The following is a 20168-nucleotide window of genomic DNA, read 5'->3' as shown; positions in this document are numbered from 1 at the left end:
AAAGTGTTTAATTGTTTTTGCAAATGAAGAAATTAAAGACCTACTCAGTCAAATTTAGTCCCACACAAATACCACTGATAACAAAAAAACATCCACATACTTACCACACACATACCTTAAAACCCGTTTAAATATTGGGAAAGGTCTTCTTTACTATTCGTTAAGTCCAATTTTTTTCTTAATCTGGTTCGAGAATTTTCCACTGTTCGCGGAGTTACATTTAGTACATCAGAAATTTCTTTGGTTGATAATTTTAACTTCAGCATGGCTGCTAATCTTTTATCATAATTCGTAAGTCCGGGATGCTTTTCATCCAAATTTTTATAAAAGGATTCATGAATATTAAGGAAGTGATATTCAAAACCCGCCCAGATATTTTGCTTCGAATTAATCTCAACTTCATTCACAATATCTGAAATCTCTTTAATGTAAGTGTAGTTATTTTTATCCTGTAATTTATTAATCTGATTTAAAATTGATTTAAAAATTTCCTCAATTCTAGATTGCTCCATAGATTTGTGAACAAGCATTTTTTCTTTCAACTGATTATCAATATCCAATTGTTTTTCTCTTTCTTCTATCAATTTATTTTCTAATCGAAGCTGCTCGGCTTTGTTTCTATAATTAATCACAAGGAGTAAACATATGATCGCAAGCAATATTAAAACCGCGACAACAACTATAAATAATATATTTTTTTTATTTTCCTCCAGATCCTCAACTTTCTTTTGAAGTTCGTATTCGTACTGAACTTTCATCTTTTCAACATTCACAGCCTTCTGCTCAATATTTAAAAGCTCCCGAATAGAATCATATCTTTTAAAAACTTTCACCGAGTTTTTATAATCATTATTCAATAAATGAATCTCATAAAGTGATTTTAAAGAAACTACATTTTGAAAGTTCGGAGTTTTTGTATCTACATATTTCTGAGTATTTTCAATATAAGTGAGTGCTTTTTGAGGATCATTTCTAGCTGCATAAAAATTTCCAAGATTATAATTAACTAGATATCTAGATTCCTTATCCTGAATATTATCTTTATCAAGAATATTAATAGCATCCAAAAAATATTTTTCTGCAACAGAAACTTTCCCTTTGAAAAAACTAAGCTTTCCAATATTTGAAAGCACAGTTGCTTTTAAAATTGGATTATTATATTGATTCAAAATGGGTAAGGATTGTTCAAAATAATATTGTGAAGAATCCAACTTTCCAAGGAACCGATACGCATTACCTAAATTATTAAGAGCTTTTAAAACAGATTCATTGTCTTTTGCCTTTTTATAGAATTTTAAAGTTTTTTTATAATAAGAAATCGCCAGTTTCGTATCATTCATTTGGGTGTATATAAATGCAAATAGTCCATTTGTTTTGGCTATTTTTTGTTCGTTTTTATCTTTTGTGAAAATTTTTTGAGCTTCTACACAAAACTCCAAAGCAGCATCAAAACGATCTACGTCATTATAGATATTAGCAGATTTCAAATAAAAATCTCCAAGATCTTTTTCTGAAACAATATTTTGAGCTTTTTTTATATTGAGTTCAGCTTTTTTCCAATCACTGGACTTCAATTTATTGGCAATATCAATATAATAAGAATAAGATTTTTCAGCTTGCCCATAAAACAAAACAATAGGAAACAGTAATATAAACTGTAAAAATCTAATCATCATAGGTTCTGTATTTTATACCTATAAAATTACATAATTATGACAATCATATTGAAAAAAATTATTAAAAAGACAGATTTTCAAACAGTTTTTTTTAGTTATATAAAAAATACCATTAAATTGACTCAAAATGAGATGTATCATAAATAACGTTGAATATTTTAGCTAAATTTGCTCCCTTAATTTTTAAATATCACACATGAAAAAAGGTTTAATTTACAATTTTCCCGTTCTTTGGCAGAAGCCGGCAAAACGACAATCACTGATTTTGAAATATCTAATTCAAATCGTTTAAAAGTATTCTTATCTAAAAATTGGTTTATCTTAATACTTAAAGCGCAGAATTAACATTTAATTTAAATTAAAATTCATTTATAAGTGAATAAAATTAGTTAATAACTGTCTTTTAATAAATTACATATTAAAACAAATTTATTATAACTTCGTCAGCTTTATATTACAATCTGCATTCAAAACCCTTATAAAACCCTCATTAATAAAGGAATATAGACTAGAGATATACTAGAATGAAATGCATAGTATTAACAGTATCTTCATTATAGATATTAAAAAAAAATGCTACTTTTGCTGACAGGAATAAAAATTGTTTTTTAGCGTTTTTATTAGTAATTTAGATATACCAAATTATAAAACATTAAAAATCATCACATGAAAAAAATAATTCTACTATTTACTTGCATGTTCGGTATTTCGGTTTTTTCACAGATTAAGGTCTTGAAAAACGAAACTTTAGTGGAAATTGGCAAAGATAATTCCGTTGGTTTATATAAAAAAGACGATAAATTTACGATCAACTATCAGGATCTTAATACCGCTAATCTAAATACTTTCAGATCTTTTTCATTTCAAAATATGAATAAAGATGTTGAAGGTTTATATAAAATGATTACCGACGGCTTCATCGATTCTCCTGAAGGAAATATTGTTTTGGAACTTCCTAACGATATTATTGAGCTCCATTACGAGAAAAACTTCGGACAGCCAACTGTTCAGTTTATTCAATATATTAATAAAAACAAAAAATATGTTGGAAAATCGCAGTTTCTGAACAAAAAACAGGTTGATAAGCTTTTTGGAAAAACAAACGGCAAATCTGCATTGTATGAGAGATCTGTAGCAAAAACAAATTCTACAATGGGCACAACAAGCTATAACTCTTCAACGAGTACAGCAATACCATTGAATGACAATCCTACAAAAACGCAATCTTCTACGCCAAAAAGCAAGAAATATAAAAAATAATCAATCTTTACAAAACATAATTAAACTCATTCTTCCCGGATGAGTTTTTTATTTCTATTTTTGTAAAAACATTGTTTTCATTTATGTCACTTCAAATAATCAATCTGACCAAGAAATTTGGTGAACAAACCGCACTTAACAACATCAATATTTCAATTGATAAAAGCGAGATCATCGGTCTTCTGGGTCCCAACGGAGCCGGAAAATCAACTCTAATGAAATCCATCGTTGGTGCTTTGAAAATAGATAAAGGTGAAATAATTTTCAATGAAAAAAACATTTCCGAACACGAGATTGAAAGTAAGAAAAACATTGGATTCTTACCTGAAAACAATCCGTTGTATCTGGAAATGTATGTAAAAGAATACCTACAGTTTGTCGCAAATATTCATAAAATTTCTGAAGCGAGAGTTGATGAGGTGATTGAATTAGTTGGTATTACTCCTGAAAAATCTAAGAAAATCAGTCAGCTTTCTAAAGGTTATAAACAAAGAGTTGGTCTGGCGCAGGCGATTATTCATCAACCTGATTTATTGATTTTGGATGAACCAACGAATGGTTTAGATCCCAATCAAATCATCGAGATCAGAAATGTTGTAAAAGAAATTGGTAAAGAAAAAACGGTTTTGCTTTCTACACACATTATGCAGGAAGTTGAAGCGCTTTGTTCGCGTGTGATTCTTATTCACAAAGGAAATATTCTTCAGGATTGTCCGATTGATGAATTTAAGGGCAAATTTGGAAGCCTGGAAGAAGCCTTTGCAAGTTATACTCAAACTGAAACAGTAAGCGTAACAGAAGAAATTAATAATTAAATCAAATATAAAAAATCCTGCAAGTTGTAGGATTTTTTCATTTAAAATATCTCTTTAAATTTAATTAATCCAATAAAATTTTCACTAAACAAAAATTTGTGGATTGGCATTAAATTTGAGAATATCCAACTAAATCAAAACTCGTTACAATGATCAAAAAAATTCTCTTGGGAGCATTTTGTATCGCTCAATTCTCATTGGCGTATGCTACCGAAATTAAAAACGAATCACCAAAATCATCAACCGTTTCTGCAAATTATCAAAAAGTACCCAAAACGGTAATTATTAAAACCAAAAAGTTTAAAATAAGAATTGATAAACAACCTAACGGTAAATATTTATACCAATCTTGGGCTGCCAATGCAAAAATCACTTCAAAGCCAAGTATGATAATCCCTGACGGAGAATTGATTCCTGACGGTACCGGCGGTAACTATTATTATGAATTTGTAAATAATGCTTTCACTTATCAAGTTTGGAGAAATTATTTAACCGCTTCGGCTAAAAAAGCACCTTATACTTTAAAAGTAGATGACAATACAGGAAAAACGATCGTCAATCAAGACGGACAAGTCGTAAAAAATTAAGCATAAAAAATCCCACTATGAAAGTGGGATTTTCTTTTTATTTATGTCCCTGACTGTTTTAATTTTGGAAAGAAACTACTTTCTGCAAAACTGTCCTTTGCGGCATTGTATCCTATATTAAAAATCTCTTCCAAACGGTCTTTTTTACGTTCAAAAGTTCCATAGCTTGAAAGATCCTGTGAAGATATAAACCAGTCGCAATATTCGAATTTCGATTTCTCAACTCTATATGAAAGAAGATCATAAGACCTTGAAACAATAGCTTTTATCGTTTTTAAATCATTAATTTTAATATCATGAGGCGGAGATACAAAAACACCTATCAACTGATTGCATTCATCTCTGATAATGTCTGCGGGAAAGTTATTTAAAACTCCTCCATCACAGTACATTTCTTCTCCCAAAATATAAGGCGTTGTAACTCCCGGAATAGAGCATGAAGCAATAACAGCATCTGTCACCTTAAAACTATTGTCAAAAATTTTCTGAGTTCCGGAAACCAATTCTGTCGCTACAATTTTTACTTCTTTATCTAAATCACCAATTTTCATATCCTGAAAAATAGGCCTTAAATAATTATTAAAAATCACCGAAGAAACCAATCCCGGCTGATTGAAGGCAAAATGTTTCCAATTGAAAAAATAGATGGACTGAAAAAAATCTAAAATCTCCTCAGGTGTTTTTCCCACTGCATGCAAGCTTCCGACAATGGAACCCGCGCTGCAGCATGCTAAAACATCTATATTAATATTCTTTTCTTTCAAGAATTTTAAAACTCCTGCATGGGCAATTCCCTTCGTTCCGCCACCAGATAAAACCAGTCCTGTTTTTTCAAAATTCATAGAATAAAATTAAGAAAACGTAAGGAGAAAATGAGATTAATTTTTCTAAAAATGCGGATTTTAAAATTATTTTAATAATTCTTTCATTTATCTTAAAAATATAAATATTTAATGCATAAAAAAAACCACAGACAAAAATCTGTGGTTTAATATTTTTATTTTTTGTCGTAGAGCTTAAGAATATTTAATATATCCTTATCTTCAATCACAACATCTACTAAAGCTGATAAGTCTGGATAACCGTATAATTTTTCTTTGAGCTGAGTAACAGAACCTCGCATCTTTAAATGCATTTCAATTACACTTTTATCTTTACGGAATAATACATAATCGGTATCATTTGTTTCATAAGTATAGATAGGTCCTGAATAAGAGCTTTTTCTATACCAAGCTGTCTTCTTTCCATTATACTTCACTTGGAGCAATCCAAGATCTTTAGAAAATATAGATTTTCCATTTATAAATTTCCTTTCAACTTTCTTAAGATCAACAATCTCCATATACTGAACATCATCTTCGTTTACTTTTATTCTTTTTCCTGAAGGATCTAAAACCGTCATTTGTTTGATATAAGTTGCGGGAGAAAACTCTTCGTTTGTATAAAATCCAATATTTAAAATCTTCGTTTTTATGGTGTCTTTAGAACTTTTTAATACATATTTTACAGGAAAATATATTTCTTGAAATTTATCTTCCTTTTGAGAAAAAAGAAGGTTACAATAAACAAATGCCAGTAATAAAATAATTTTTTTCATAGTTGTATCATTTATAAAAAAAGCCCAGAACGAATCTGGGCTTTAAATATAGTGTAAATAATTTATCGTTATTTAGAAGCCATATTAAATATGAATAACTTCTCCGTAAGCAGCAGCAGCAGCTTCCATGATAGCCTCAGAAACTGTTGGATGCGGGTGGATAGACTTGATGATCTCATGACCTGTAGTTTCTAGTTTTCTAGCAACAACAGCTTCAGCAACCATATCAGTAACACCTTCACCAATCATGTGACAACCTAACCATTCGCCATATTTAGCATCAAAAATAACTTTGATGAAACCATCCGTATTTCCGTTTGCAGTAGCTTTTCCACTTGCAGAAAGAGGGAATTTACCAACTTTGATTTCGTAGCCTTTTTCTTTAGCTTGCTTTTCTGTAAGACCAACAGAAGCAACTTCAGGGTGACAGTAAGTACATCCAGGGATATTACCATAGTCGATTTTCTCAACGTGTAGTCCTTTGATCTTTTCAACACAAGTGATTCCTTCAGCAGAAGCAACGTGAGCAAGAGCCTGAGTCGGGATAATATCTCCGATCGCATAGTAACCCGGAACAGAAGTTTCGTACCATTCGTTTACTAAAACTCTACCTTTATCTGTCTGGATTCCAACTTCTTCAAGACCGATGTTTTCGATATTTGCAGCGATACCAACAGCAGATAATAGGATATCAGCTTCAAGAGTAATAGTTCCAGTAGCTGTTTTCACAGTAGCTTTCACCCCTTCTCCACTTGTATCAACGCTTTCTACAGAAGCATTTGTCATAATTTCGATCCCTGTCTTTTTCAAAGATTTTTCTAAGTGCTTAGAGATATCTTCATCTTCCACAGGAACGATGTTTGGCATAAATTCAACAACAGTAACTTTCGTTCCCATTGTGTTATAGAAATCAGCAAACTCAACTCCGATAGCTCCAGAACCTACAACAATCATAGATTTTGGCTGCTCAGGAAGAGATAATGCCTGTCTGTATCCGATTACTTTTTTACCGTCTTGAGGTAAGTTTGGCAATTCTCTAGAACGTGCTCCGGTTGCAATAATGATATTGCTTGCAGCATATTCAGTCACTTTACCGTCTTTATCTGTAACAGAAACTTTTTTATCTTTTAAAACTTTCGCAGTTCCTAGAATAACGTCGATCTTGTTCTTTTTCATTAAGAACTCAATCCCTTTACTCATTTTATTAGCAACGCCACGGCTTCTTTGAATTACATTTGGAAACTCAAAACTTGGCTCCACTTTATTCAAACCATAATCTTCTGCATGGTTGATATAATGAAAAACCTGAGCAGATTTCAACAAAGCTTTCGTTGGAATACATCCCCAGTTAAGGCAGATTCCTCCTAGATTTTCTTTCTCGATAATTGCAGTTTTGAAACCCAATTGTGCCGCTCTAATAGCTGTAACATATCCACCAGGACCACTTCCGATGACAATAATATCGTAGTTCATTAGCTTAAAAATTTTAATGCGAATTTAAGGAAAAATATTGGATGTTTCATGTTTCTGAAAATTCGTGAGGTAATGCATAATAAAGCCTGTTTTTATTATATTTCCAACAAAAAAAGAGAACATAAAATACGTTCTCTTTAATAAATTTTTATTTTAATTTGAAATTCATCAAAACCTGATATATAGAATTAACCTATTTCAATTTTAATAATTTCAAGAAATGTCTGTTATTACATTTTTTTTAGTAATCTTTTTTGACTTCTATATTTTTCATTTAGAGCCTTCAACTGTTCCTGTTTCATTTTTTTTGAAGCAATTGGATGATTCAAAATCAATTTCTTTTCCTGATTATATCTTTTATCAAGCTCACGTGATTTGGTATTAATCAATTCACTTTTTGAAGGATGAGGTGGTGGCGTAGGATGTTTTTGTGCTGAAACATTCATTGATAATCCTACTAATAAAATTGTTGATATAAAAAACTTGTTCATGATATTTACATTTATGAATGATTTTAAACTTTTAATTAAATTCATTCGGATTCGTAGTGAATATTACATATATCGTACCATTAAATTTTATCCTTCTCTTTTTTTAATACTTCTTTTTGACTTTCGTATCTTTTTTTCAGAGCTTCTTTTCTAGTTTTTTTCTGTGTTTTCGTTAAAGTTTTATTATCATCAATCAGATCTTTCTCTTTATCATATTTTTTTTCTAATTGATCAATTTTATCTTCCACTTGCTTTTTTCTTCCATCTTTAGAAGTTCCGTATTTTTTCTTGTAAGCTAAATCATATATTTTATTATCCTGATCTTGTTTTAAAGCCAATTGCTTTTTCAATCTAGCCTTTTCAGGACCTGATAATTTAGAATTTTCATTGATTTTTCTATACTGTTCAGCATATTCTTTATTGATTTGATCCTGCGTTTTCTGAGCAGAAACATTCATTGACAGGCCTAAAAATAATGCGGATAAAATGAAAAATTTGTTCATGACATTTATATTTTAAAATGAATATTTAAATTAAAAAATTTCACTTCTTAAGTGCAGATATCATACCATATATTTTACCGCCAAGCCAAACAAAAATTTTAATCTACTATTATGTTTAAAGATAAATAAAGGTATTTCATTTAAGAAAGTTATAGAATCTTAATCCTATATAATCTAAAATTATTGAATCTCAATATTTTGTTTCAACGGCAGGTTTTTCGAAGAATTTCCGATAAAAATCCTGTAGATGCCTTTTTCTACAATCCAATTCATTTTTTCGTCTAAAAATTTTAATTCCTGAACTGGAACTTCAATTGAAATTTGCTTTGATTCTCCTGGTTTTAGCTCTACTTTTTGAAAACCTTTCAATTCAATAATCGGTCTTGAAACCGAAGCCAGCAAATCTTTTACATATAATTGAACGACTTCGCTTCCCGCTTTTGAACCTGTATTTTTAACATTAACTTTAGCAACAATCGTTTCGCTTTCAGAATATTTTGTTTTATTTAATTGTAAATCAGAAATTTCAAAAGTTGTGTAACTCAATCCAAAACCAAACGGATACAACGGTTCGCCGCTCAAATCATAATAATCATTTCCGCGTCCGGTCGGGTGATGATTGTACGTCAAAGGCAACTGACCTTCCTCAATCGGAAACGTAATCGGTAATTTCCCCGATGGATTTTCTGCCCCGAAAAGCACTTTTGCAACGGCATTTCCACCTTCTTCTCCGGGATACCAAACATCTAAAACAGCCCCGACTTTATCTTTCCAATCCGTAGTTTTTATTGCAGAACCGCCCACCAAAACAACTGTTGTCGGTTTGTTTAATTTTGAAACTTCCTGAATAAATTGTTCCTGATTTCCGGGAAGACTCAACGAAGAGCGATCCTGAAATTCACCTTCATGAATTCCCGCTGTAACGATAATGTAATCTGCATTTTGAGCTAATTTTAAAGCATCATTAAAATCTTTCTGATAATCATTTAAGCCATAATTCCAGATCAATTCAATATTTGCTTCTCCTCTGCTTTCATGAAATTCAATGACAATATCAGATTTTTGACCTTTTACAAAATCTATATCAACAGTTTTGGTTGAATAACTCAACTTTTCCCAATTGTCAATCAACAATTTTCCATTTACATATAATCTGAAGCCATCATTTCCTCTTAAACCCAACTGATATTTTCCTGAATTTGGAGCTTCTAATTTTCCTGTCCATCGAACACTGTAATTGTCGGGTTGTAGCTTTTCAGGATTTGGAGAATATAAAGTCCATTTGAAATTTAATTGTTCGTCCTGTTTTTCAAAAGCGGGATTTCCTTTTAAATCAGAATTGGAAAAATAATTTCCTTTCAAACCTTTTTGATTTTCAAAAGATAAAAACTCAGCTGGAACGGTTGTGAAATTCTTCAAACTCCAATCAATTCCTTTTGAATAATTTACTTCAATATTTTTATTTTTAGTGAAATTTTTAATTCCATCCAAAATACTCACTTTCTTGTTTCCCGGCCCGGAATAACCGCCCAATCTTGCATCAACAGCATCAGTCCCAACCACTAAAATCTTTTTAATATTTTCCGAAATCGGTAGTGTTTGATTATTATTTTGAAGCAAAACAAAAGATTCAATAGCTGTTTTTTCGGCTAATGGTTTGTGATTTAATTTCTTTAATTCCGAAATAGCTGCATCGGAAACGTAAGGATTTTCAAACAAACCCAATTCAAATTTTGCTCTTAAAACTCTAGCGACAGCATCATCAATTCTTTCCTGTGAAATCCTTCCATCCAAAAACGGTGGAATAAACAATTTATAATGTTGATATTCTGTCTGGAAAATCACGTCAAGACCTGCATTGATCGCTTGTGCAGAAGCATCATCATAATCTTTTGCTGTAAAATGGAGAATATTTGCTCCACCTACCGCGCTTGCATCACTGATGACAAAACCTTTGAAATTCCATTCATTTTTTAATTTTTCGGTCAATAACCAATGATTTGCCGTTGAAGGTCGCCCGTCCAACAAATTATACGAAGTCATCACCGACCTGCTTTTGCCTTGTTTGAAAGCTTTTTGAAAAGGAATCAAATGTGTTTCTTCCAAATATCTTTTGCTCCAATGAATTGGATATGAATCTCTTCCACCTTCTCCCACATTCGCTAAAAAATGTTTTGGAGTGGTAATAATTCCCTGATTTTCAAATGAACTGACAAAATTTACACCCATCACGGAAGTCAAAAACGGATCTTCACCATACGTTTCCTCCGTTCTACCCCATCGAACGTCGCTCGCCAAATTGACAACTGGTGTTAAAATCTGACGAATTCCTCTCAATTTCGTTTCTTTTGCAATCGCTGTTGAAACTTCTTTCATCAACTCAGAATTGAAAGTTGCTGACAAACCAATTGCTTGTGGAAAAGCCGTTGCACCTTCACGCATTAATCCATGTAAAGCCTCATCAAAAGGGATAATAGGAATTCCCAACCGTGATTCTTCCACAAAATATTTTTGAATTGCATTGATTTTTTTTGCCAATCTTTCTGCATCTTCATTGGCATTATATTTCAGCAATTGCCCTGCAATTCCACCTCCTTGATTTCCTGCACTTACCTGTAAACCAAAAATTCCGTGAGAATATTGACCTTTCGGAACATTCTCCAAATCTCCGGGAATCATGAAACACTGCCAGAATTTTTCTTCCGGTGTCATTCTTTTCAACAAATCCTGAACTCTGGCTTCTACAGGTTGTTTGGGATCTTTGTATAAAGGTTTTTGAGCGGTAATAAATGTAATGCTCAATAATGAAATTACTATAATTTTAAATCTGAGTTTAAAAGGCATCGTAAATAATTTAGTTTAAAATCAGTTCTTTTATCTTGAAACAAAAGAACCAAAAGTTCAAGACTTGGAACTCTCCACTAAAAATAAAATCTGTTCTCTAAAAATTCTAAAACTCGCGCGAATTTAATAGTGGTTTTCAGTTCAAGATTTGTGTCGCGCTCAAACAGTAGAATTTTCTTAACGTTCACAGACTTTATTTTCTTAACGCTCCGATTTCCTATGTCATTTTAAGACAAAAAAAGTTTGCAAATTCAACTATTGTGTAATTTGGACTACAGTTGAATATTTTAATTGATTTCTTTCTTTTGGTAAATTTATTTCAATAAAATTTCCTGATTTTTTCCATTGAATTTTTGAGGAAATTCCTAATATTTTCAATGATTTTGGTTTAAAATTTTCAGGAATTGTAAATTTTAAAGTTGATGGAGCCTGATAATTCGTTTTTTCATCAATGTGAAAAATATTCATTGTTTTTCCGTCTTTGCTTTGAGTATAATAAAAATCTCCTTCATGATAAGGTGCTACAGCTCTTGTTGCAAAAACAGCGGACTGATTTTTATCCATCCAAGTTGAGATTTCCTTTAATCTTTCATAAACGATGGCATCGTAGTCTCCGTTGGGTCCGGGAGCGATATTCATCAGGTAATTTCCACCTCTCGAAATGATTTTAACTAAAGTTTCAATGATTTTCTGAGACGATTTATAATTGTCATTCGGAACATACGAAAACGAGTCACCCATCGTGATACAGCTCTCCCACGGGATCGAAAGCGCGTGCTCAGGAACGGCTTGTTCGGGTGTCACATAATTTTCCCACTTTCCGGGAACCGTGCGGTCTACAATAATAATTCCGGGTTGATTTCTTCGCGCCATTGTTCCAATTTTATCCATATCAATGTCCTGTTCAACCTTGATCGTTCTTTGCCATTCTACTTTTGGATCGATGGTGTTGAAAGGGCGAACCCAACCTCCGTCTAGCCAAAGAATATCGATTTTACCGTAGTTTGAAGTGATCTCGTTTAGCTGATTAAATGTAAAATTTTTGAAATTGTTCCATCTTTCAGGATATTTTTTTGGATCATAATTGACATTTCTATCTTTCGGCGGAAAATATGACCACCAATAATCATCAGAATGCCAATCGGGTTTTGAGAAATAGGCTCCAATTTTTAATCCTTCTTTTCGAAATGTATTGAAAATCTCTTTCGTTACATCCGCTTTCGGATTTTTAGAAAAAGGCGTTTTTGGAGAAGTAATTTTATAATCAGACTGTTGTGTATCAAACATAGTAAAACCATCATGATGTTTTGTTGTGAACACCACATATTTCATTCCGGCTTTTTTTGCTGCATCTGCCCATTTTTGAGGATTAAATTGAGTCGGATTGAAAGTTGTCTGAAGATTTTCATAGTTTTTCACGTATTCATTGTAAGATTTTCCGTGTTCGGGTTTACGCTGCGTCCATGATTCATCTTCAGGACAAAGGCTCCAACTTTCGACAATTCCCCACTGACTGTAGGTTCCCCAATGCATAAACAATCCGAATTTTAAATCCTGCCAGTTTTCAAGATTCTGAATAACAAGCGGATCAGTCGGTTTTTGGTAGCCCTCCGAAACATTGTGAGCCTGTGAAAAAAAAATGGATGATATGAGGATTGAGGAAAGAAATATGGTTTTTGCTTTTTGTCTGATTAACATTGAAGTTTAGTTTTCGCTAATTTAATCATCATTTATTAAAACCACAAAAGTCATAAAAGATTTAGGTTGAGGTCAAGATATAGTTTAAGATAAATTTTTAAATGTAGATTCGATATTTGGATAAGAAAATTCAAATCCGTTTTTGATTAATTTTTCGGGATAAACGTTTCTGCTTTTTAATAATAATTCTGTTTCGGTTTGTAAGAAAATTGACGCGATTTCTAATTGCCAAACAGGAGCGTTTAATCCAAATGGGATTTTCATTTCTTTTCTTAATTTCTTCATAAATTCTTCATTAGGCAAAGGATTTGGAGCAGTTACGTTGATTACTTCGGACATATTTTCGTTATCAATAATGTGTTCGATCGCTTTACAAAAATCATCGATGTGAATCCAGCTTACATTTTGATTTCCTCTTCCCTGTTTTCCGCCCAGCCCTAATTTTGTAATCAATTTTAGTTTTGGAAAAGCACCTCCGTTGTTGCCTAAAACAATCGAAGTTCGTAACGCTACTTTTCGCACATCTTCATTTTTAACAGTAAAAAATTCTTTTTCCCAGCTTTTGCAGATATTCATGGAAAAATCGTCACCAATGATTCCGTTTTCTTCTGTATTTAATTGTGTTTCTGAGTGAGTGTAAATTGTTGCTGAACTCGCATTCAACCAAACTTTAGGTTTTTTGATACATTGATCAACAGCGTATTGAAGAACTTTTGTACTTTCAATTCTTGAAGAATAAATTTCCTTTTTGTTTTTCTCGGTATATCGACAATCGACAGATTTTCCTGTGAGATTGATTAGAACATCAGCATTTTCAATCCAATTTTTCCATTCGCCTAAAGTTTTGACATTCCAATGAATTTCGTTTTTACGTTTTGGATTTCTTGTTAAAATATAAACTTCATTTCCTTTTTCTATAAAATATTTTTCCAGATTTTTCCCGAGGAAACCGGTTCCGGCGGCGATGATTATTTTCATTTTGGTTTGGTTGATAGTTGTTGGTTGCAAGTTAATGGTTTTTTGTTGAGATGCTTCGACAGGCTCAGCATGACAGCGCTAATACTAACCGTTTCTGAGACATGTATTTAAGCTAGATATTTCTTAGTTTTCACTTCAATTTCAGAGCCTTCTGCAAGCATTACGGAAATTGGTTTTTGATTATTTAAAAATTCAAAATCTTTTCCGTAGATCTTATTGAAATCAATTTCGAGCTGATGGTTTTTGACCAGATAATAATTCCATTTTGGATGACAGACTTCGTATTCTGAAGTTTTGTTCTCTCTTTTTGTAAAACCAAAATAATGTTCGGTGATAAATTCAAATTCTGAATTATTTTGCATTGGTAGTAATTCGCTTTCAGCGGTGATTTCTATTGAATGCCAAGTTTTATCTTTCCAAGAGTATTTTATTAACAGTTCTCCATCTTTTTCATTAATAAAATTTTCCATCGGCATGGTTTTATAATTTTCTTTGTAAATTGAATTTGCGACAAAGCTCAAAGCAGGTTTCGGAACAATTTCTTTGATGAAAACGACACCTCTTTTCCACTCATTTCCTTCTTTTTTCTTGACATAAAATCTCAAATTAACTTCTTCAAAGTTTCTGTGAAAAGGAATTGGAAATCCTAATAATTTTGTGTTTAAAAACATAAAACCAACCAAACTTATATAACATTTTCCTTTGTAGAAATCGAGTTCGGTACCTTCGGGAAGGTATTTTATTAGAATTTCTGGATTGATTTCGAAGTTTATGATTGCTAATTTTCGCCATTCGGCTTTTAGGAAGTTCATTGTGATGTTTTTTTGTTGTTAATTGGTTGATTGATATATTTAATAGGATTTTATCCTATTCTTTATTAAATCGCCACTTTGTGGCTCTTAGATTCTGCCGTAATTTTTATTAATTTATTTCGTTCTAACAGAAAATTTTTCATATAATTTTTAAGAAAAAATTTATTAAAAAGTTTTCCGATGATTCCAAATGGAGATTCAAATTCGAGAATATCAGTCATTATTGTGTTTTTGCCCTCTTGGTTAAAAATATGTTGATGCTTAAATGATTTAAAAGTTCCTTTTAACATGATATCTGTGAATTGATAAGGTTTTTCCATGCTGATAATCTTTGAGGTATGTGTTTGATAAACACCTAAATGTTTTGCCCGCCAAGTCACCGTCTCGCCTTCTTCAATTAATCCTGAAATTCGACCGGCGATCGCTTTTTCGTCTGTTTTGAAAGTTGATTTTTGATGTAAATCAATGTCTCTTGCTAAGTCGAAAACGGTTTGAATATCGGCTTTTATGATTGTTTTTAGATGGATGGTTGACATTTTTATTTATGTTTACTTTTATGATTGATAGGATTTCATCCTATGTTAAATCGTCTCGTTGAGACTTCCGAATTCTGTTAGAAGGTTTGCTTTTTATTTAATTCAGGCAAAACTTTATCTATTCTTTTTGCGAGTTCGGGTAATTTTATTGTCGGAACTGCAGGGAAAAGATGGTGTTCCATGTGATAAAACATACTAAATGTTAGTTTATTTTTCCAAAATCCTCTTTGCGTTCTCGCGATGTTTGGATTTTCATGAGTGTCATGATGAACTGTCCAAACTGCGAAAAATGCCATTAAAAATTCCCCAAAAAACATAATTAAGATGTGATATATCAAAAAGTTAATGTTAAAATAAAAAGCGATACATACAAAAGCTAAAATCGAAATTAATTCTAAAATCATATTCCGTTTATAATTTTTATTTGCCAATTTGAAAGTGATCCAATGAATTAAAAACATATGTTTTGGACCATAAAAAATCGCTTCATACCATTTCATTGAAGCAGATCTCCCTTCATAATCTTCTTCTGAAAGACAGAATTTATGATGTCTGATGTGATTGAATTTCACAGCATGAATCGAAGCTATCATTGAAATACTGTTGAGATACATTGACAGCCAAGTTAGAAATTTTCCTGTTCCCAAGGAATTGTGAAAACCATTGTGAACTTGTCTCAATGCGGTCAGAAAATAGAATCCCGAAAACGGAAGCGCAATCCAATAATATCCTTTATAAGCCAAAAACAGTGAAATCAAAAGCCATGGCAAACTGATATTATTTTCAATCAGCATTTCTTTGACAGAAAGTTTTTTGAGGTCTTTCCATTCTACTTTTTTTGTGAGTTCGAGATGATTCATTTTTTTGTTTTTTAAAGTTTATTATTCCAATTGATTGGAATTTTTCGCTAAAATCAATTTTTATTATCTTTCTTATTTTTAGAATCAGATAAACTAATGAATAATGATTGAAAAATAAGTATTGGGGTAAGAATTGTCCAAGACAAAGCCATAATTCCTGATAGTTGATCGAGAGCATCCCAATGAAAAACAAAAGACAGTTTCCAAGTAAGAAAACCTAAAACTACAAATGTCGAAAGAAACATATACAGTTTTCGAGAGTCTGTCCTCACATAGTTTTTATTGAAAAATTTGACTGTATTTAAAGTATATTGTATAATTGCCATAACAAAAAATTGAATTATAAATAGCATCGAAAAGAGATCTTTTTTAAACACTATTATTGTGATGATGGTGACGATAAATAATGCAATCAGTATCTGCTGAATCTTTGATTCATATTGTAAAAGAGTTTTCATAGTCTTATATTTTTAAAAGTCTATTTTTTTTGTTTTTCCTCCGAAATAAAGGATTAAAAATAAATGAATGATTAAATTTTTCATAATATTCAATTTTCGGAATTAGCAAGTTCTTCAGTTTTGGCTTTGTCTTTATTCATTGCGTGTTTACGGCCTTTCAAGAAAAGTAACAGGTTTAAAAGCATCATTATTCCTAAGTAAATTGAAAAACCACCGATCTTTTTGCTTAAAGCAACAACAAGTCTTTCAACGGTTTCGATTTGAAAAAACTCGATGATACATAAGGCAAATCCAATATTTAAAAGGTAAAAACCAATTTTAAAGAGTGAATTTGTTGCCATTGCGATGTCTTCTTTCTGGTGAAAAATATCAATCATAAAAGTTTTTGAATTTTTAAACAGAAATTGAGAAACCAAAACCGTAAGTGCGATTACAATTGGTAAGTAGATCATGTACGCTGAAAAGTTGTACGTTTGGGTAAGGATAGTTGCAGTCATGATAATTTTATTTTATTGTTAATTTTTTTCTTAAAATGTAAAGCATGAGAATATTTGTAAAATGTAAAAAGCAAAGAATTAAAATGATATATCCGATACGGCTAAAAACGGTTGCTAAAACTTCTTCCATACTTGTTATTTTTCCCCAAGAACTCAAGCTGATAGCGATGTAACCGAGATTGACCAAATAATAGCTCCCTAAAAGTATTCTGTTGACCGTTAAGCAAAAATATTTGTCTTTGATCAGATATTCCAAATACACTTTTCCGGAATTAAAGCATCTTCTGCCCACATCGATCGTGATGTACGAACTGATGGAAAGAAAAAGCAAGTATGAAACAATATTGAACATTTTATAAATATTATAGTTTCAATAATTTTTGAAAGTTTATCTGAAATAAAAAAGGATTTTGAAGTCCTTTCTATTTTAATAAGTTGGTAATCTTCCCGACCAGCCAGTGATCATCACTTTTGATCGCCAGATCCATAATATTGTTGATTTTTCCTGTTACAGAACTAAAATCATCCATTAATTTGATAAACTCTTTTGCTCCTTCAGAATCTTTGTCTTCAATATTTTTAAGTTCTTCTAAAAAGGAAATTACAGGTTCGATTTCTCTTTTTCTGCGCTCTTTCGTAATCTGTTTAAATAGATACCAAACATCTTTTTCAGCTAAAAAATATTCTTTTCTTTCGCCTTTTACGAATTCTTTTTTCACAATTCCCCAATCCATCAAAGCGCGAAGATTCATATTGGCATTTCCTCTTGAAATTTCAAGCTGCTCCATCACCTCATCGGTAGAAAGTGCTTTACCACTTGCCAAAAGCAAAGCGTGAACCTGCGCCATCGTACGGTTAATTCCCCAATTTGTAGCGAATGTTCCCCAAGTCTGAATGTATTTTTCTTTAGCTTCTGAAAGTTGCATTTTGTTGTACTTTTAATTTCTATTACAAATGTAATAATAATTTTCGAACTTTCAATAATATTTGAAAGTTTATTTTAAAATAAAACAGACATTCGATGTGAATGCCTGTTTTAGCTTTATTTTTTGATTGATTTATAGCTTTCAACTAATCTTATAAATTCAGATCTGTAGCCTTCTTCATCTTTATTTTTCCCCTCTTTGGCTAAATTTTCAATTGTATTGAGATCTTTTTCTTTTATTAATTTAGAATCTCTTAAAACCAATCCAAACCAAGCAACAGAAGTCGCAAATTTGAAATCCGGACTCGATTGTGAAATAGACTCATTAGAATCCTTAACTACTTTTGTAATCTCTGTACTTTTATCTCCATCAGGCTTTTTATAACGGAACTTTACAGTCGCCAATTCGTCTCCAAAATTTTCTGTAGGTGAAGTTGAAGAATATTTTAACTTACTTTCCTTCGGAGCATATGAAGAACTTACACCTGTAGGAATGACTTCATACAGAGCAGTTACCGTGTGCCCGCTTCCCAATTCTCCTGCATCAATTTTATCGTTTGTAAAATCTTCATTTCTTAATTTTCTGTTTTCATAACCAATTAATCGATAGGATTTTACAAATTTCGGATTAAATTCAATCTGAATTTTCACATCTTTAGCAATGGTATACATACTTCCTGCAAATTCTCTTCCCAAGAACTTATTAGCTTCCTGTAAATTATCAATATAAGCGTAGTTTCCATTACCTTTATCTGCTAAAGTTTCCAGTCTGTTATCTTTGTAATTTCCCATTCCGTAGCCAAGACAGGTAAGGAAAATTCCGGTTTTTCTTTTTTCTTCAATTAAAGTTTCAAGGTCTTCTTCAGAAGAAATTCCTACGTTGAAATCCCCGTCTGTAGCCAAAACTACACGATTATTTCCCCCTTTAATAAAATTTTCCTGAGCCAATTTGTAAGCCAATTCGATTCCCTCTCCTCCTGCTGTACTTCCACCTGCCTGAAGTTTGTCTAAAGCTTTAATAATCGTTTCTTTTTCGGCTGCCGAAGTCGGTTCCAACACTGTTCCTGCATTTCCAGCATAGACAACAATCCCGACTTTATCCTGTGGTTTGAGTTGATCCAACAAAATTTTAAGCGAAGATTTTAACAAAGGAAGTTTATTGCTTTCATCCATAGAACCTGAAACATCAATCAGAAAAATAATATTGGAATTCGGAAGATTTTCCATCGCAATATTTTTTCCCTGAAGTCCAATTTTCAATAGCTTATGATTAGGATTCCACGGAGAATCGCTGTATTCTGTATTGATTCCGAAAGGGTGCTTATTTTCAGGTTGAGGATAATCATATTTAAAATAATTAATCATTTCCTCTATTCTCACCGCATCTTTATCAACAATACTTCCGTAATTGATCATTCTTCGGATATTGGAATAAGAAGCATTATCCACATCAATAGAAAATGTAGAAACAGGCTGATTTTTAGTTGATTCAAAAGGATTTTCAACCAATGAATTGTATTCTTCATCAGTATTACTGATTTGTTTTACTCCTTTTTTTGAGGCTGTTGTCGTAATTTTTTTATTGTAAACTTTATTATCAGTTGCAGTTTTAGCCTGTTTTACAGGTTTTGAAGGCACATTACGCTTTTGCTTTTTCTGTGAACCTACCATTGCGACACTTTCTATTGAATATGAAATTTCCTCTGCTGTCACTCGTTTCGGTTTCGGACAACCATTATATTCAGGCATTCCGGGAACGGTTGGGCAGGCATCATCCTTATCCAAAACTCCATCTCCATCTGTGTCAGGCCAAGGACAACCGTTATTTTCTGCGGGTCCTGCAACTGTTGGGCAAGCATCATCTTTGTCGATGATCCCATCACCATCCGTCTCTGGCCAAGGGCAGCCGTTATTTTCCACAGGCCCGGCGATTTCCGGACATTGATCTAATTTATTGGGAATTCCGTCCTGATCTTTATCTTTTTTTATACTTAAAGGTTTTGATTCTTTTGTAGATTCAGAAACGGTTTTGGTCTTACAACTTCCTAATAAAGCTAAAGCCAATATTGATATACTAATTTTTTTCATTATCATTTTTTCGTTATTAAATATAAATAAATTTGACGGCTACAATTATTTCTGCTAATCAAGCTTTGAA

General features: G+C 32.0%; 20 protein-coding genes. 3 read left to right on the top strand and 17 right to left on the bottom strand.

Annotated features, from left to right (window positions below; all coding sequences use genetic code 11):
- Positions 1 to 116: 116 nt before the first annotated feature.
- Entirely contained in the window at positions 117 to 1676 is a 1560-nt protein-coding gene (locus SB689_RS20910; RefSeq protein WP_410694022.1) for a tetratricopeptide repeat protein, read from the bottom strand.
- 666 nt (positions 1677 to 2342) lie between these two features.
- Here SB689_RS20910 and SB689_RS20905 point away from each other — a divergent pair.
- The 3 genes from SB689_RS20905 (at position 2343) to SB689_RS20895 (ending at position 4338) form a co-directional block, all read left to right on the top strand.
- The gene (locus tag SB689_RS20905) at positions 2343 to 2936 is read left to right on the top strand and encodes a hypothetical protein (RefSeq protein WP_410694021.1); all 594 of its coding nucleotides are present in this window, start codon (positions 2343 to 2345) and stop codon (positions 2934 to 2936) included.
- A gap of 83 nt (positions 2937 to 3019) precedes the next feature.
- The gene (locus SB689_RS20900; protein ID WP_410694020.1) at positions 3020 to 3751 is read left to right on the top strand and encodes an ABC transporter ATP-binding protein; all 732 of its coding nucleotides are present in this window, start codon (positions 3020 to 3022) and stop codon (positions 3749 to 3751) included.
- Positions 3752 to 3900: 149 nt separating this feature from the next.
- A complete protein-coding gene (locus SB689_RS20895; RefSeq protein WP_410694019.1) occupies positions 3901 to 4338 on the top strand; it encodes a hypothetical protein in 438 nt (145 codons plus the stop codon).
- 41 nt (positions 4339 to 4379) lie between these two features.
- Here SB689_RS20895 and SB689_RS20890 read toward each other — a convergent pair whose 3' ends face one another.
- From SB689_RS20890 to SB689_RS20815, 16 genes are all read right to left on the bottom strand, one after another.
- Positions 4380 to 5180: a patatin-like phospholipase family protein gene (locus tag SB689_RS20890; protein WP_410694018.1), complete on the bottom strand. Its 801-nt coding sequence runs from the start codon at positions 5178 to 5180 to the stop codon at positions 4380 to 4382.
- A gap of 155 nt (positions 5181 to 5335) precedes the next feature.
- Positions 5336 to 5935: a hypothetical protein gene (locus tag SB689_RS20885; protein WP_410694017.1), complete on the bottom strand. Its 600-nt coding sequence runs from the start codon at positions 5933 to 5935 to the stop codon at positions 5336 to 5338.
- Positions 5936 to 6019: 84 nt separating this feature from the next.
- Complete coding sequence (gene lpdA, locus SB689_RS20880) at positions 6020 to 7408, bottom strand: dihydrolipoyl dehydrogenase (RefSeq protein ID WP_072410071.1); 1389 nt, start codon at positions 7406 to 7408, stop codon at positions 6020 to 6022.
- Between the two features lie 230 nt (positions 7409 to 7638).
- The gene (locus SB689_RS20875; protein ID WP_410694016.1) at positions 7639 to 7899 is read right to left on the bottom strand and encodes a hypothetical protein; all 261 of its coding nucleotides are present in this window, start codon (positions 7897 to 7899) and stop codon (positions 7639 to 7641) included.
- 80 nt (positions 7900 to 7979) lie between these two features.
- On the bottom strand, positions 7980 to 8402 hold the full coding sequence (locus SB689_RS20870; RefSeq protein WP_410694015.1) for a hypothetical protein: 423 nt from the start codon (positions 8400 to 8402) through the stop codon (positions 7980 to 7982).
- Positions 8403 to 8582: 180 nt separating this feature from the next.
- Positions 8583 to 11246, bottom strand: a complete 2664-nt coding sequence (locus SB689_RS20865; protein WP_410694014.1) for a glycoside hydrolase family 3 N-terminal domain-containing protein — start codon at positions 11244 to 11246, stop codon at positions 8583 to 8585.
- 255 nt (positions 11247 to 11501) lie between these two features.
- Entirely contained in the window at positions 11502 to 12944 is a 1443-nt protein-coding gene (locus SB689_RS20860) for an alpha-L-fucosidase (protein WP_410694013.1), read from the bottom strand.
- 84 nt (positions 12945 to 13028) lie between these two features.
- Positions 13029 to 13922: a TIGR01777 family oxidoreductase gene (locus SB689_RS20855; RefSeq protein WP_410694012.1), complete on the bottom strand. Its 894-nt coding sequence runs from the start codon at positions 13920 to 13922 to the stop codon at positions 13029 to 13031.
- Positions 13923 to 14029: 107 nt separating this feature from the next.
- Positions 14030 to 14734 (bottom strand): YqjF family protein, encoded by a 705-nt coding sequence (locus SB689_RS20850; RefSeq protein ID WP_410694011.1) that lies wholly within the window; start codon positions 14732 to 14734, stop codon positions 14030 to 14032.
- A 65-nt stretch (positions 14735 to 14799) separates the two neighbouring features.
- Entirely contained in the window at positions 14800 to 15270 is a 471-nt protein-coding gene (locus SB689_RS20845; protein WP_410694010.1) for an SRPBCC family protein, read from the bottom strand.
- Between the two features lie 77 nt (positions 15271 to 15347).
- Positions 15348 to 16130 carry a fatty acid desaturase family protein gene (locus SB689_RS20840; RefSeq protein WP_410694009.1) on the bottom strand — a complete coding sequence of 261 codons (783 nt, stop codon included), beginning with the start codon at positions 16128 to 16130 and terminating at the stop codon, positions 15348 to 15350.
- Positions 16131 to 16183: 53 nt separating this feature from the next.
- Positions 16184 to 16375, bottom strand: coding sequence for a hypothetical protein (locus SB689_RS20835; RefSeq protein ID WP_410694008.1), 192 nt, complete (start codon positions 16373 to 16375; stop codon positions 16184 to 16186).
- Positions 16376 to 16677: 302 nt separating this feature from the next.
- Entirely contained in the window at positions 16678 to 17085 is a 408-nt protein-coding gene (locus tag SB689_RS20830) for a hypothetical protein (RefSeq protein ID WP_410694007.1), read from the bottom strand.
- Positions 17086 to 17092: 7 nt separating this feature from the next.
- A complete protein-coding gene (locus SB689_RS20825) occupies positions 17093 to 17437 on the bottom strand; it encodes a hypothetical protein (RefSeq protein WP_410694006.1) in 345 nt (114 codons plus the stop codon).
- A gap of 70 nt (positions 17438 to 17507) precedes the next feature.
- On the bottom strand, positions 17508 to 18011 hold the full coding sequence (locus tag SB689_RS20820; protein ID WP_072410050.1) for a GbsR/MarR family transcriptional regulator: 504 nt from the start codon (positions 18009 to 18011) through the stop codon (positions 17508 to 17510).
- A 116-nt stretch (positions 18012 to 18127) separates the two neighbouring features.
- Positions 18128 to 20098, bottom strand: coding sequence for a vWA domain-containing protein (locus SB689_RS20815; RefSeq protein ID WP_410694005.1), 1971 nt, complete (start codon positions 20096 to 20098; stop codon positions 18128 to 18130).
- Between the last annotated feature and the right edge of the window lie 70 nt (positions 20099 to 20168).

It is taken from the genome of Chryseobacterium sp. SIMBA_038 (assembly GCF_046535115.1).
GTDB lineage: Bacteria > Bacteroidota > Bacteroidia > Flavobacteriales > Weeksellaceae > Chryseobacterium.
Note: the sequence above shows the minus strand (reverse complement) of the source record. Positions and strands in the feature narration are given on the sequence as shown.